Genomic DNA, 14,758 nt, shown 5'->3' with positions numbered 1-14,758 from the left:
CCGTAAACTTGTGGGAACTCTTCAAAACTTCTCCCCTGTAAGACTCTTTAGTCGTTTGGTTATTAAGAAATATCATTGATTTTATTGCATTATTTTCTGCCTCAAAATCTGTTTCACTTAGTGAGTGGGAGTTCGATTCTCCCCGGGGGCACCATCACTTTTCCCAAAAGATAGAATGACAAAAATTGCGAGCTTGGTGAGACAGGCTGATCGCCTGCATGTTTTGCCGGAGCGATAACCGATCATGTAAGGTGTTCGATTGATCGGTTGCCGCTCAAATTTCTTTTAATGATCGCCGTTTTGAGCCATTTTTTGTTGGCATTATAATTGCTGCTCCCTGAGTCCTTATCAACTTAGGGAGGAAAAAATGCAAAAAGCAAAAATGCTTGTCTCTGCATCCATGATGCTTGGTCTTATCGGCGCAATAGGTTCCGCTTCGGCCGATGACCGGTTTACATCACCGTTTGGACCTGATGATCAAATCGGGGCAGCGAACTATCTGACTTCGGAAGTAACACTTGCAGCCAGTAAGCTGATTTCCGAAGGCAAGGTCTATTCACTGGGGATGGAAATTTCACGTGATACGCCGGCCTTTGCACCACGTGGTGTCGCTGTGACGGTTTTCTCGCCTGGACAAAGCGGTAACAAAACAATCGGCAGCAATGCAGGAACCTATAACGATGACATGTTCACCGGCTGGCTCGGTGTCGGGACACAGATTGATGGTCTGGGCCATCTGGGTGATCATCATACCTATTATAACAATAACCACGCCGAAGACATGGTCGCAGCCACCGGCCTGACCAAGCTGGGCATCGAACATGTGCCGCCAATGGCAACACGTGGTGTCTTGCTCGACGTTGCTGCGATCAAGGGGACTGATCGTCTTGAAGGTGGCTATGTCATCACCCTTGAGGACATCTTGGCGGCCCAAAAAGCTGCGGGTACCGAAATTCGCAAGGGAGATGTGGCTCTGATCCATACTGGATGGCTCGACCTGGTTGGTAAAGACAATGAGCTTTATGGAACGACCGAACCGGGCCTTGGTCTGGAAGCAGCAGAATGGTTGGCAAATCAGGGTGTTGTGGCCGTTGGTGCCGATACATGGGGGCTTGAAGCTGTTCCCCATGAAGATCCGAGTGCTTTCTTCCCGGTCCATGTGAAGCTTCTGGCAGAAAACGGTGTCTATATTCTTGAAAATATCGTCACACGGGACCTGGCCGCAGACCGGGCGCACGAGTTCCTGTTTGTTCTCGGGCAGGCAAAGCTTAAGGGCGCTGTACAGATGATCATCAACCCGGTTGCCATTCGCTAAGCCGGTCTGATCATCTTGATAACTTTAGAACCGGCGGCCAAGCGACCAAACAGGCCGCCGGTTCTTGTGCCACGATACAAACCGAAGTTTGCAAACGGGCAAATCAATAAACGCTCCGATAAATCGCCTCGATCTCCTTGGCGGTCATGTCGCGCGGATTGCTGTCGATCAGGCGATGGATCTTGGTAAAGACTTCCTCGGCCATTTCCGGCAGGGACTCTTCGGTGACGCCAAGATCGCGCAGGCGGATTTCAAGACCGCTGGCCGGGACCATTTCCTCGATCCGTTTGACGAACGCCTCGGCGGCGGCGTCTTCGCTGCCGAAATCGATCCCTTCGATCAGGCACGGGGCGAGTTCAGCATACAGCTTTTTCGCGGCTGGCAGGTTAAAGCGGATGACTTGTGCCATGACCAGCGCATTGGCATGACCATGCGGTATGTGGAAACGCGCGCCCAGCGGATAGGCCAATCCATGAATGGCGGCAACCGATGCATTGGCAAAGGCCATCCCGGCAATCAGCGATCCCTGCAACATGGCAGAGCGTGCTTCCTTGTCGCCCGGATTCTCAATCACCTTCATCAGGTTCTTGCCAAGCAGCGAAAGGGCGGTGACCGCCATGCCATCGGCAATCGGGTTTTTGCGTGTGCGGCTGGTATAGCCTTCGATCGCATGGACCATGGCATCAAGGCCCGTGGCTGCTGTGACCTTTTGCGGCAGGCCATAGGTCAGTTCCGCATCAAGAAGGGCGATATCGGGCATCAGTTGCGGGGTGTAGACAACCTGTTTGAGGTGGTCGTTATCGGTAATCACCGACACCCATGTAACTTCTGATCCGGTCCCGGCGGTGGTCGGGATCTGGATCAACGGCAGGCGATCACCGGTTGCCTTGTCTACCCCATAGATCTCTTCTATGGTCTGATCGCTGTTGGCAAGCAATGCAACCAGCTTGGCACTATCAAGCGAGCTGCCGCCGCCAAGGCCGATTACGCCATCCGCCTTCCAGTCACGTGCACCGGCAATGGCGGCTTCGACGATTTTCTGGGGCGGGTCCGCTTCAACGTCAGAAAATACCTGAACCGCGATACCGGCGGCCTCAAGTGCATCTTGCGCCGTTTGCGCAAAGCCCAGTTTGACGATGCCCGGATCGCAGACAATGGTGACACGGCTGGCGCCGAGTTCCGTCATCAGGCTGCCGGTCTTTGCAATGCCACCGGCTTCGCAGACGATGCGCGGCACGCTTCGGAACATGAAACTCATGATGTGTCTCCTTATCCGGGATCAGTTGGCATTCCCGGCAAGACCGCCGAGGCACATATATTTAATCTCGACAAAATCATCGACGCCGTATTTTGACCCTTCGCGGCCGATGCCGGATTCCTTGACCCCGCCAAACGGGGCTGATTCGGTCGAAATTATGCCTTCGTTGATGCCAACGATGCCGTATTCAAGCGCCTCGCCAACCCGCCAGATGCGGCCGATATCACGGGCATAGAAATAGGCCGCCAGACCAAATGGCGTGTCATTGGCCATGCGAATGGCGTCTTCTTCGCTACTGAATTTGAACAGCGGCGCAACCGGACCAAAGATTTCCTCGGAGAAAATCCGCATATCCGACGTCACCCCGGTCAGGATGGTCGGGGTGTAGAAGTTGCTGTCTGCCTTGACGCGATCACCGCCCAGAACGGCTTTTGCACCACGGGAAACGGCGTCTTCGACAAGTGCCTCGACTTTTTCAATTGCCTTGGCATTGATCAGCGGCCCTTGGGTAACACCTTCTTCGGTCCCGTGGCCAACGCGCAGTTTGCCAACGGCCTCGGCCAGTTTGGCGGCAAAGGCGTCATAGACACCTTCCTGAACCAGAATGCGGTTGGCACAGACGCAGGTCTGACCGGCATTGCGGTATTTCGAGGCAATCGCGCCTGCAACGGCCGCATCCAGATCGGCATCGTCAAAGACAATAAACGGTGCATTGCCGCCAAGCTCCAGGCTGACTTTTTTGACGGTATCAGAACACTGACGCATCAAAAGTTTGCCGACCTGTGTGGAGCCGGTGAAGGACAACTTGCGCACGATCGGGTTGGCAGTCAGTTCACCACCGATTTCCGCCCCGTGTGATGCCGTGACGATATTGATTACGCCATCGGGGAACCCGGCACGTTTGGCCAATTCGACCAGTGCAAGCGCGGTAAGTGGCGTATCTTCCGCCGGTTTGATGACGACAGTGCAACCCGCGGCAAGGGCCGGGGCACATTTGCGCGTGATCATTGCCATCGGGAAGTTCCACGGCGTGATCGCGGCAACAACACCAATCGGCTGTTTGACGGTGATGATGCGTTTGTCCGCCCCATGCGACGGGATGACATCGCCATAAATGCGTTTGCCCTCTTCGGCAAACCATTCAAGGAAGGACGCGCCATAGGCCACTTCGCCGGATGCCTCGGCCAGGGGTTTGCCCTGTTCGCGGGTCATCAGCAATGCAAGGTCGGCCTGTGCCGCCATGCAGAGGTCAAACCATTTGCGCAACACATTTGCACGTTCCTTGGCGGTTTTGGCCCGCCAAGTTGGAAGGGCGGCATCGGCGGCATCGATCGCACGATTGGTTTCGGCCGCGCCCATATCGGGCACATCGGCAAGATGTTGGCCGGTGGCCGGGTCAACAACCGCAAAGGTCTTGCCGCTGTCGGATGCAACCCATTTGCCGTCGATATACCCCTGGGTTTGCCAAAGGCCAGTATCATTTAGCTGGATGGTCATGGTGGCTATTCCTTTTCGTTACAGCACGGCGGCATAGATCGCGCGGGCGGCGTCGAACGTCATTTCACGCGGATTGTTGATCAAAAGGCGTTCCACCTTCATCGCATCGGTCGCCAGCATGTCCAGATCGCTTTCCGCCACGCCGACTTCGCGCAAGGTGCGGCTGAACGGCATGCGTTCGACCATGTCGGTCATGAAAGCAATGAAGCGATCACAGGCAGCATCATCATTTGCGAACTTTTCATCCGGCAGAATGGCGCGGGCGAGTTCGGCATATTGCGATACGGCCGCATCCCGGTTGAATTTCAAAACCTCGATCAGGACCAGCGCATTACTGTGTCCATGCGGGACATGGAAATGCCCGCCGAGAGGATAGGCAAGGGCATGAACCGCTGCGACCGGGGCATTGGCAAAGGCCATTCCGGCCAGCATGGACCCCTGAAGCATGGCTTCACGGGCTTCGCGTGACGGGGTGGCAGAAACCGCATCATCGATATGGGCGGTCATCAGCTGCATCGCGCGGATGGCAAGTCCGTCCGACAGGGCATTTTTCTTGTGCTTGGTGGTGTAGGCCTCGATGGCGTGCACCATGGCATCAATGCCGGTCATGCCCGTGATCGGGGCCGGAAGACCCATGGTCAGTTTGGCATCAAGCAGTGCGACATCGGGATAAAGCAGGCTGGATACCACGCCCTTTTTCTCGTGCGTCGGTGTGGTGACGATCGAAATCGGGGTGACTTCCGAACCGGTACCCGCCGTGGTCGGCACCTGAATAAGCGGCAGGCGCGGGCCGGTTGCCAGACCGATGCCATAGATCCCGTCAAGTTTCTGATCCTTGCCACACAGAAGGGCGACCAGTTTTGCGGTATCAAGCGATGAACCGCCGCCAAGGCCGATGACGATATCGGCCTTGAAGTCACGGGCGCCTTTGACCGCGGCAAGAATGCTTTCCTCGGGCGGGTCTGCCTGAACATCGGTCCAAAGCAGGGTTTCAATCCCGGCTTCCTTAAGTGCCGCATAAGGGGCGTCGATCAGGCCAACCTTCTGCAAGCCCGGATCGGACAGAAGAACGGCGCGTTTCGCGCCGAACTCCTTGCACAGGGTGCCGAGTTGCAAGGCACCGTCGAACTCGCAGATGACGCGAGGGGTGGTTTCAAACACAAAGTCTGACATGGGGACCTCGTCTTTTGACATGTCTGTTGTTGGGGCTGTCGTCGGGATCAGGCGGTTTCCAGTTCCGCCTTGGAAACGGTGCCACGTTCGATGCGATAACTGCCCGCCACCAGATCGGCGGAGTGGCTGTCATCAGATTCAGAGATCAGAACGCACAGCCCGCTGCTGCCAAGATCGGAAATGACTTCCGACAGTCGGCGTGACAGGACCGGTGCGACCCCTTCGAACGGTTCATCGAGCAACAAAAGATTGCGACCGGGCATCAATGCACGCCCGAGCGAGACCAGTTTCTGCTGACCGCCGGAAAGCTGCAGCGCACGGCGATCCCGGAACTGGGCGATTTCCGGCAGCAGGTCATAGACCCATTTCAACCGTTCCGCGGCGTCCGCAATACCGTTGGTCCAGGCCGGAAGAAGAATGTTTTCCTCGACCGTCAGGGACGGGATCAGACGGCGATCTTCGGGCATATAGCTGATGCCGGCTTTGGCACGGGCAAAGTCAGCCATCTTGCGCAGGTCCTGCCCATCAAAGGTGATGGTGCCCTGATCTGCGTCCAGAAGGCCCATGATTGCACGCATCAGCGTGGTCTTGCCCGCCCCGTTATGGCCGATCAGGCCAAACATCTTGCCGGACGGCACCGAAAGCGAGACATCGCGCAGGATCGGAATATTACCGATCGATACATCGAGATTACTGATTTCCAGGGTCATGATGCGCCATTCCCTTGTTTGGTTGTGGGACGATGGCCGGTCACAAGATCGCGGACCTGCTGATCGGCGAGAACAGCCGCAGGTTCGCCATCAGCAATGATTTCGCCGCTATAGAATGCCAGAACGCGCGAGACATAGCGTTCGACGACATCCATGTCATGTTCGACAAACAGCACCGTCACGCCATGCTGACGCACGGCATTCATGACCGTATCCATCAGGTCGGTTTTTTCATCCACGCTGACGCCACTGGTCGGTTCATCAAGCAGCAGCATCTGAGGATTGCCGATCAACGCCATGGCGATATCAACCAGTTTACGCGCACCCTGCGGAACGGCGGTTACCAGTGAATCGCGATAGTTTTCGACACCGAATTCCTTAAGGATTTCCTCAGCTCTGGCGATGCGGGCATCGCTGCGAAGGGGGCTTAGGAAACTCGGACGGGCGCTTTCGGCCGCAGCCAGCGCGACAATCAGGTTGTCGAGCACGGTCATTTCCGGGAACAGCTGCGCAACCTGGAAGGAACGCGCCATGCCGGCCCTCGTGATCGCGCGCGGGGAATGGCCCATGATAGACTTGCCGTTAAACAGGATCTCGCCGCGCGTCGGCTTGAGATAGCCCGTCACCATGTTGATGAAGGTCGTTTTGCCAGCCCCGTTGGAGCCGATCACACCAACGACTTCACCCTTGTTGATCTGAACGTTCAAATCCTTTGCGGCGATGACCGCGCCGAATTCCTTGTTCAGCGAACGTGTTTCAAGAATGCAGGTCATGCCCGTTCTCCTGTTTTTTTACGGCTGACCAGGCTCCACAGCCCTTTGGGCAGGAAGATAATGACCGCAAGCAGCGTGAAACCGAGGATCATCTGCCAGGTATGGGGAACGAATTCGATGGCGTAGGTCCGCACGAACGAGAACACGATGGCCGCAATAAACGGAGCTGCCACGTGGCCCAAACCACCCAAAAGCGCGATGAAGACAAATTCGCCCGACGTGGTCCAATAGGCCATCTCCGGATCAACGTGACCGGTGGCCAGCGCCGTCAAACCGCCGCCAAGGGCCGATACCGCCGCCGCAGCAACATAGTTGCCATAAAGCAACCAGCGCGGTGACAGACCAAGATATTCAACACGGACTTCATTTTCGCGAACAGCCTCGCAAATGACGCCAATGCCTGCCTTGGTGTAACGATGGATCAGAACAGCAACGATCAGACCAGAGACCACAGTCATGGTAAAGACGGTGTGCTGGCTGCCAGCGCCTGCTTCGGGGGCCCAGCCAAACAGGGTCCAGTCATGAACGTTAAAGCCGTCCGTGCTGCCCAGTTCCTGACTTTTGACAAGGATGCCAAACAGGATCATCGAAAACGCCAGCGACAGCATGGCAAAGAAGATTTCGCGATAGCGCGTCAGCAACAGACCCAACAGCATGGCAACAACGATTGCGACAAACATGCCAAGTGACAGGGCAGCAATCGCATCATGAATGCCAAAGAACTGGCCACCCATGCCAACGGTGTAACCACCGATGCAATAGAACAGGCCCTGACCAAAGGATACGAGGCCGGAACGCATCTGCATGACGACGCCCTGGACGACAAGTGCCTTGGCCAGTGCGATGGTCAAAAGGAAGATCAGCCAACCCGGCGAAACGAAGCCGAACAGAACGCAGGCAAGCGCGATCAGTCCGAGCGAGATTTCAGTTTTATCAAGGCGCATGTCAGATTTTCCTCGCCAAAGTACGGCCAAACAGGCCTTCGGGACGGAACGCCAGAACCAGTGACATCACGCCATAAATGACGAACAGTTCGAATTCAGGGGCATAGTGAACGGCGGCTGCACGGCTTAGGCCGACCAAAAGGGCACCAACAGCGGCCCCCCCGATGCTGCCAAGGCCACCGATAACCACCACGGCAAAGGCCAGAACGATCACTTCGATGCCGATCCCCGGCACTACTGAGATCGCAGGCGCAGTCAGCGCACCGGCAAGTGCGCCCAGTGTGGTGCCCAGAACGAAGGTGATGGTGAACATCAGTTTCACGTTCACGCCCATGGCAACCGCGATTTCGCGGTCATGGATCACTGCACGCAGGACCTTGCCCTGGTTGGTGCGTTCAAGCCACGCCCACAGGCCAAGCCCAAGCAATGCGGAAACCCCGACCAGGGCGACGTCGTAATTGGAAACCTTAAGCAAGCCGAGCGATGTTCGCCCAAGCTCGGAATAAGGCTGATAGGCGAAATACGGGCTGACACCCCAGACGATTTTCATACCGTCTTCAAGGATCAGAAGAAGGGCATAGGTAATGATCACCATCAGGATTTCGTCGCGGCCATACATGAGGCGCAGCAATCCGCGTTCGACGATCACACCGACAATCAGACCGGCAACCAGCGCGGCACCAACCAGCAATAAATAGCTGACCCATGCCGGGCCCATGCCGTTGTTGAAATACCAGCCAACCAGTGACGCTGCCGAATAGGCGCCGATGGCATAAAAGCTGCCATGCGCCATGTTCAGGATGCGCATCACCCCGTAAATCACGGTCAGGCCGGCAGCCACAAGAAACAGCCACGATGCATAGATCGAGCCATCAATCAGGACGGCAAGAAGACTTGTCATCACAAATATCCAGTGTGCAGGGAAAGGGGCGGACATCCCAAGGGAGACGGGATGTCCGCAGGATCAGGAAGCTCTGTGAAACAGAGCGGTCAACTTAGTTACACTTAGCGCCCGGGAAGCCGTCTGCGATCCAGTCCGCAGCAGCAACACCTTCCGGGGGTGTTACGCATTCGCCATCAAACGAAACAGCGTTCTTGATCGAGGCAACGCCATTTTCATAGTGGTATTCACCATAGGTGATACCCTGCATGGCCTGATGACCATTGCCGCGTGCCATTTCAACCGTGCCCGAAACCGACTCAAAGGTTGCACCCTTCATCGCAGCAGCAAGTTGCTCTGCCGACGGGATTTCCTTATCGGCGACACCGGCATTCTCGGCGGCATATTTCAGACCAAGGATCGCCTGGGCCATCTTGGTTGCCGGATAGACCGGCTCAAGGTCATAGGCGTTTTGATAGACACCCTCAAACCAGGTGTTCAGTTCGTTGTCCGGAGCAAACTGGCCAAACGGGCCACGTGCACCGATGATCATGCCGTTCGGGGCTTGATCCTTGTAAGTGGCAAAGGATGCTTCGCCGCAGGTCAGAAGGCCGGTGGCGTCTTCAAGCAGACCACGGGCATTTGCCTGCAGAACCAGGGCTTCCATGTCACCGCCCCAGAAGGAGCTGTGAACGATTTCCGGGCGTTTCACGGACAGGGCAGAGATTTCAGCACCGTACTGGCCCTGATAGATTTTCGGGAACTGTTCTTCGACAACTTCTGCCTCAGGGAGGAGTGCCGATGCAGCGGCGGTGAAGTCAGCCCAGCTGTCCTGACCCCAGGAATAGTTCTGCTGAATGCCGGCAAGACGTGTAACGTCCGGGCGGGTTGCCGCAAGGTAACGAACAGCACCGATGTTATCGACAGATGCGTCAAGACCGGTACGGAACATGTATTGCGCGTCCGGGTTATCCGCAAACAGGCGGGGAGTACCGCAATCATATGCGATGGTGAAGGTTTTCAGTTCTTCGGCAACCGGCGCAATTGCCAGGCAGTCGCCCGAAGAAACATAGCCAATGACAGCATCGACTTTCTGACGCTGAACAAGGTTGCGGTATTCTTCAACCTGCTTGGTTGCACCACCGGCTTCGTCGATGATCACAGCTTCGATTTCAGCACCATTGATGCCGATCTTGTCGTATGGTGCGGGCAGGTTGCCCTTGTTCAGTTCTTCAACAAGAACCTTGGCGGCATTTGCCGACGGAACGCCGAACGGACCAGCTGCCGGACCGGACAGGAAGGTCACGATCCCGACGCGGAATTTGCCGTTCTCAGCGGCCGATGCAGAACCGGCTGTGCCAGCTGCAAGGGCAAGCGCTGCGACGCCCGATACAAGGTATTTGCTGAATTTTGATTTATTGTTCTTCACTATTTCCTCCCTTGGGAAAGGTCATGGAGTTGGCGGTGGAACTGCCTCCGACCCGCCGGCCACGGCATCGCGGCGACGTTTGACCATCTCTTTTGATGGTTTGAGGTCTTCGGCATCGTAGATCGCCCAGTTCCCTACCATCAGTTTCGATGGCGGAAAGTCTTCGTTGTGGACGACCGTGCCCACGGCTTGCGCCTGGACAATCTGGTGAGTTTCGGGATCGATATAGGATGCAAATCCCGGCGGATCTTCGGGCAGGGCCAGTTGCAATCCCTCAAGTGCGGTGATGAGCGCGCGGTCATCGTCAACGCCGCCAGCCTTTTCAATGGCGCGTGCAATGGCGATGATCCCGGTATAGGCGCCTTCGGCCGCATAGGTCGGATAACGCCCGGTCATGTCGTGAAACTGTTTGACGAACCGCTTGTTACGTCCGGTGTCGGGCCAGTTATTGTGATGGCGTGCCGACAGGATCAAACCCGGATAGGGCTGATCGCCAAGGGCCATCATCACATCGTAATTTGCACCGGTATCGAAATTGGCCAGACGGGTGGTTTCAAAGAAACGGGTTGATGCCGCCTGTTTGATAAAGGCGATGAAATCCCCGCCCCAAAGGGCGGTTACGACCACGTCGGCCTTCGCCGATTGCAGGGCGTTGATATAGATCGAATAATCCGGCTCATAAAGCTTCGGCCACAGATCGCCGACGGTCTCATATTCGACACCCAGTTCATCAAGGGCGAGTTGCAGGTCCGTCCAGGAAACATGGCCGTAATCATAATCCGGTCCGACAAAGGCAAGGCGTTTCCAGCCGGTTTCCTTTTGCAGATCGCGTAAATAGCGCGCACCGGCGGCCATCGACGTCCAGCTGTCATTGGTGACGCGGAAGTAATAATCGTGACCGGCCTCGATGCTGAGCCGCGATGACGCATGATCGGTACCGACCATGATGATCTTTTCGTTCTTGGCGAGATCGCTCACGGCGTGGGCCACACCTGATGACACGATGCCGCAGAAGAACTTGGCATTGTCATTGGTGATGAAATCCTGTGCCAGCCGGACCGCATAGGATGCCTTTGATCGCGGGTCATCGGCGATGACGCGCAGATTGGGCACATCCAGGCCGGATTTTGCTTCGGCTTCGAGGTCCTGAAGGGCGATCTTGATGCCGGAAATACTGTCGCGGCCATAGGTGGCCGACCGTCCGGTCATCGGGTACAAACAGCCGATGACAGCATCTGCGTTCTGTGCAGATGCGCCCAGCTCAAAACGTTCTGCCTTTGCGGTATTGGCCGCAAACAGTGCGAACGTGGCTACAATAATGGTGATGCACCCGGAAACCGGGTGTTTGAGCATCTCCATGACTTTCCTCCCTGCGAATGGTTGTTCCATCCGCGTTTGTACCTTTGTCTCGCTATTCCGCAAAGGCTGTGCCAGTTGCGAAATTTCGGCGCAAAGTCAGGAAAGCCGCGCGATTGACTGTTTTGGGCCAAAATCATGGAACGGTCTTGAGCGCGAATTTGAGCGTTAGGCGCTCAAACAGCAAAACACCCTTGAGCGGAAACCGCTCAAGGGTGCATCGGAAATGCTTCGGGTTGGGGATAAGTTATTGCAGGCCCAGCCTTTGTAGTCGGCGTTTCAGGGCATGACGTGAAATACCAAGTATTTCTGCCGCACGGCCTTTGTGACCGTCGGCCTGATCAAGCGCGTCTTGCACCAGATGACGCTCGGTGTTGTCCATGCGGTCCTGCAATTGCGCATTACCATCCGAAACTCCGCCATGCAGATCATCCGGGTTATCATCCGTGACGTGGAATTCAGCCGGCAGCAAGTCCGGCGAAATCTGTTTGGACGGATAAAGAATGGTCAGACGCTCAATCAGGTTTTTAAGTTCGCGCACATTGCCGCGCCAGCGATGGTGGCGCAGCAGATTAAGGGTTGCATCGTCAAAATGGATCGGATGGCATCCTTCGGCCTTGGCCTGATGATCGGCGAAATGGTCGACCAGTTTGATAATGTCCTCGCCGCGGTGGCGCAGGGCGGGGATATCAATGGTGATGACGTTCAGGCGGTAAAACAGGTCTTCACGGAAATTGCCCAGACGGACTTCCTCGGCAAGATCACGGTTGGTCGCGGCAATCACGCGGACATCGGCCGATGCGGAATGTTCGCTCCCGACCGGGCGATAGTCGCCGTTTTCAAGGAAGTGCAAGAACTTCGCCTGCAGCGCCAGCGGCAATTCGCCGATTTCATCCAGAAACAGACTGCCACTATCGGCAAGACGGACAAGGCCGGTGCGTTTCTGATGCGCACCGGTGTAGGAGCCCTTTTCGGCGCCAAACAGTTCGCTTTCAATCAGCTGTTCTGGCAGGGCGGCACAGTTGACCTCGATAAAGGCGTTTGAAGCACGCGGGCTTTGGCCGTGAATGGCACGCGCAACCAGCGCCTTGCCGGTCCCGGACTCGCCTTGCAACAGGATGCGGCTGGCACTGCTTTGTGCGACACGGTCGATTGTTGTGCGCAATTCGCGCATCGGTGCGCATTCGCCAATCAGACCGTTGGTCGGGACATTGCGCTTGCGGTGGTAATCAAGCTCAAGCGCAGTGCGGTTCTGATCAAGGGTGGTGTTGATCGTGTGGATCAGCTCATCAAGTTCGAACGGCTTGCTCAGGTAATCGGCGGCACCGAGTTTGACGGCCTTTACCGCCGCACGGGTATCGCCATGGGCCGAAATCATGATGACGGGCACGTCGATATCAAGTTTGCGGATGCTATCAAGGACCTCCATGCCATTGGCACCGGGCAGGCGCAGATCAAGCAGGATGATATCGAACTTGTTTTCACGGACTTGCAAAAACGCATCTTCACCGGAATGGACGCCGGTGACATCCATGCCTTCGGTACGAAGGGCAAAGCTTAGTGATCGGACGAATGATTCCTCATCATCAACGATCAGAATCCTGATCTGGCGGGGCATTTTTCGATGTTTCCTCCTTTGAAGTTTCCGATTTCGTTGCCGGGAACTTCAATGTGATTGTTGTGCCCTCTTGCGGGGCACTTTCAATATGGATTGAACCGTTATTTGACTCGACCAGTTGTTGGCTGATTGTCAGGCCAAGTCCGGTTCCTTTGCTTTTCATGGTAAAAAATGGCTGCACGACGTCAAGCAAATGCTCTTTGGGGATGCCCGAACCATCATCGGTGACGCGGATCTCGACCTGATCCTGGTGGCGTTCTGCGCGCAGGCTCACAGTGCCGCCGGGCTGGCAGGCCTGAATGGCGTTGATCCCGATATTCAGCAGGATCTGCAGCACCTGGTCCGGGTCGACAAAGATCGTCAGGCGGGAATCGCCGCTGGTGTAAAACCGCACCTGGGCCTCTTCGGCGACCGGGGTCAGGACGCGCGATGACTGTCGGAAAAGATCCCGTATTTCGGTTTCCTGCGGGCAGGCCTCACCCGGTCGGCCATAAGCCAGAAGATCATTCACCACGCGTGACAGACGATCAATCTGGTGGCCCATATCATCCAAAAGTGTTTTGCGCTCGCCATCGGGTTCCTTGCGCACAAGGGCCTGAACGGTGGTTTTCATCGTGGCCAGCGGATTGCGGACCTCATGCGCCACACCGGTGGCAAACTGGCCCAGAACGGCAAGCTTTTCGGCGCGCACTGTCCGATCAATCAGGTCTTTAAGCTGCCAGGCCATGGTGTTGAAGGCCTTGGCGACCGTGCTGATTTCATCGCGACGGCGACCTTCGGGCAGGCGGTAATACAGATCGCCCGACGCAATACTGTGTGCCCCCTGAACAAGTGTATCGACCCGTCGGCGCAGGCTGCGCGACAGGGCAAAAAAGATCGCCAGAATAACCACAATGATGACGGCGGCTGTCACCGTCAGCCAAAAGCGCGTTTCATCAATCGGTTGCAGGATGGTGCCCGGTCGAACACTCATTACAAGGTTCCATCCCGGAAGGATGCTTGGGCCTTCAATCAGTTCGCCAGTGACCTCGGTCGGGCGCCCGGTCGCATCAAGAACAATACCGCCCGGCGTACGCAAAAGCGGATCAATCACGCCCGACACCCCGGCACTTGCCAGAAGCTCGGTCAGGGATGCCAGACGGACATGCAGGGCGACAGACGTGTTCTGCCCCAGACCGGTATCACGAATATGTGCACGCATTAAAATCCAGCCGGAATTGCCATTTTCAGGCAATTTGGGGCCGATAAACTCAATACCTTCATGCTCGACACGCGGCAGGCCGGAAATATCCCAGCCGTTTTTCGACCAATAAGGCGGTCCCGACGCGGCTTGGCCTGCGACCAACCGATCAAGATTATCGTACCAGTCAAAAAACAGCACACCATAAAGGTCAGGCGAATCTGCCTCCACCCGAAGCAGCGTCAGGGCCTCTTCCGCCTGTGGGGAGTTCGGCGCTTCAATAAAGGCCGGCAGGGCCGGGTGGTTTGACAAGGTGACCAACTGATAGATGCGCGCATCAAGAAAGGCAGAAAGCTTGTTTGATGTCGCCGCGACCTGCGCGCTGAGCCGTTCGCCTGTCAGACGGTCAATCAGTTCATTGGAAAAGCGCTGATAAAAGAAACTGAGTGCCAGAAGCGCGCACACGACAACACCGACCGACAACAAGGTATATCGGCCAACAAGGCTTAGTCGTTGATTTCGGGACCAATGAAATCCGGCCAAAAGCGTTCCCTTGAATTAGGACTCGGTTCTCGAACTATAAATTGGCCCACGTGCCAAAGAAACGTGTTTAATTTAAATGCTC

At 56.1% G+C, this 14,758-nt stretch carries 12 protein-coding genes; 1 reads left to right on the top strand and 11 read right to left on the bottom strand.

Annotation, left to right across the window (positions count from 1 at the left end):
• Positions 1-367 precede the first annotated feature (367 nt).
• A complete protein-coding gene (locus tag AC5Q5A_RS11755) occupies positions 368-1,315 on the top strand; it encodes a cyclase family protein (protein ID WP_493895387.1) in 948 nt (315 codons plus the stop codon).
• A 103-nt stretch (positions 1,316-1,418) separates the two neighbouring features.
• Here the strand turns inward: AC5Q5A_RS11755 and AC5Q5A_RS11750 are convergent, their stop codons facing one another.
• The 11 genes from AC5Q5A_RS11750 to AC5Q5A_RS11700 all read right to left on the bottom strand — a co-directional run bounded on the left by AC5Q5A_RS11750 (position 1,419) and on the right by AC5Q5A_RS11700 (position 14,676).
• On the bottom strand, positions 1,419-2,573 hold the full coding sequence (locus AC5Q5A_RS11750) for an iron-containing alcohol dehydrogenase (RefSeq protein ID WP_493895386.1): 1,155 nt from the start codon (positions 2,571-2,573) through the stop codon (positions 1,419-1,421).
• Between the two features lie 21 nt (positions 2,574-2,594).
• Complete coding sequence (locus tag AC5Q5A_RS11745) at positions 2,595-4,070, bottom strand: NAD-dependent succinate-semialdehyde dehydrogenase (RefSeq protein ID WP_493895385.1); 1,476 nt, start codon at positions 4,068-4,070, stop codon at positions 2,595-2,597.
• Positions 4,071-4,088: 18 nt separating this feature from the next.
• Complete coding sequence (locus AC5Q5A_RS11740) at positions 4,089-5,243, bottom strand: iron-containing alcohol dehydrogenase (protein WP_493895384.1); 1,155 nt, start codon at positions 5,241-5,243, stop codon at positions 4,089-4,091.
• Positions 5,244-5,290: 47 nt separating this feature from the next.
• Positions 5,291-5,953: an ABC transporter ATP-binding protein gene (locus AC5Q5A_RS11735; RefSeq protein WP_063089116.1), complete on the bottom strand. Its 663-nt coding sequence runs from the start codon at positions 5,951-5,953 to the stop codon at positions 5,291-5,293.
• Complete coding sequence (locus tag AC5Q5A_RS11730; RefSeq protein WP_063089115.1) at positions 5,950-6,726, bottom strand: ABC transporter ATP-binding protein; 777 nt, start codon at positions 6,724-6,726, stop codon at positions 5,950-5,952. The genes AC5Q5A_RS11735 and AC5Q5A_RS11730 overlap by 4 nt, the downstream gene beginning before the upstream one ends.
• Positions 6,723-7,670, bottom strand: a complete 948-nt coding sequence (locus AC5Q5A_RS11725) for a branched-chain amino acid ABC transporter permease (protein WP_493895383.1) — start codon at positions 7,668-7,670, stop codon at positions 6,723-6,725. Before AC5Q5A_RS11725 ends, AC5Q5A_RS11730 begins: the two co-directional genes overlap by 4 nt.
• A 1-nt stretch (position 7,671) precedes the next feature.
• Positions 7,672-8,571, bottom strand: coding sequence for a branched-chain amino acid ABC transporter permease (locus AC5Q5A_RS11720; protein ID WP_008889930.1), 900 nt, complete (start codon positions 8,569-8,571; stop codon positions 7,672-7,674).
• 94 nt (positions 8,572-8,665) lie between these two features.
• The gene (locus AC5Q5A_RS11715; protein ID WP_493895382.1) at positions 8,666-9,979 is read right to left on the bottom strand and encodes an ABC transporter substrate-binding protein; all 1,314 of its coding nucleotides are present in this window, start codon (positions 9,977-9,979) and stop codon (positions 8,666-8,668) included.
• Positions 9,980-10,000: 21 nt separating this feature from the next.
• Positions 10,001-11,338 (bottom strand): ABC transporter substrate-binding protein, encoded by a 1,338-nt coding sequence (locus AC5Q5A_RS11710; protein ID WP_493895381.1) that lies wholly within the window; start codon positions 11,336-11,338, stop codon positions 10,001-10,003.
• 244 nt (positions 11,339-11,582) lie between these two features.
• Positions 11,583-12,953 carry a sigma-54-dependent transcriptional regulator gene (locus tag AC5Q5A_RS11705; RefSeq protein ID WP_493895380.1) on the bottom strand — a complete coding sequence of 457 codons (1,371 nt, stop codon included), beginning with the start codon at positions 12,951-12,953 and terminating at the stop codon, positions 11,583-11,585.
• Entirely contained in the window at positions 12,922-14,676 is a 1,755-nt protein-coding gene (locus tag AC5Q5A_RS11700) for a sensor histidine kinase (protein ID WP_493895379.1), read from the bottom strand. The genes AC5Q5A_RS11705 and AC5Q5A_RS11700 overlap by 32 nt, the downstream gene beginning before the upstream one ends.
• Positions 14,677-14,758: the final 82 nt, after the last annotated feature.

It is taken from the genome of Thalassospira sp. CA1 (assembly GCF_059052855.1).
Note: the sequence above shows the minus strand (reverse complement) of the source record. Positions and strands in the feature narration are given on the sequence as shown.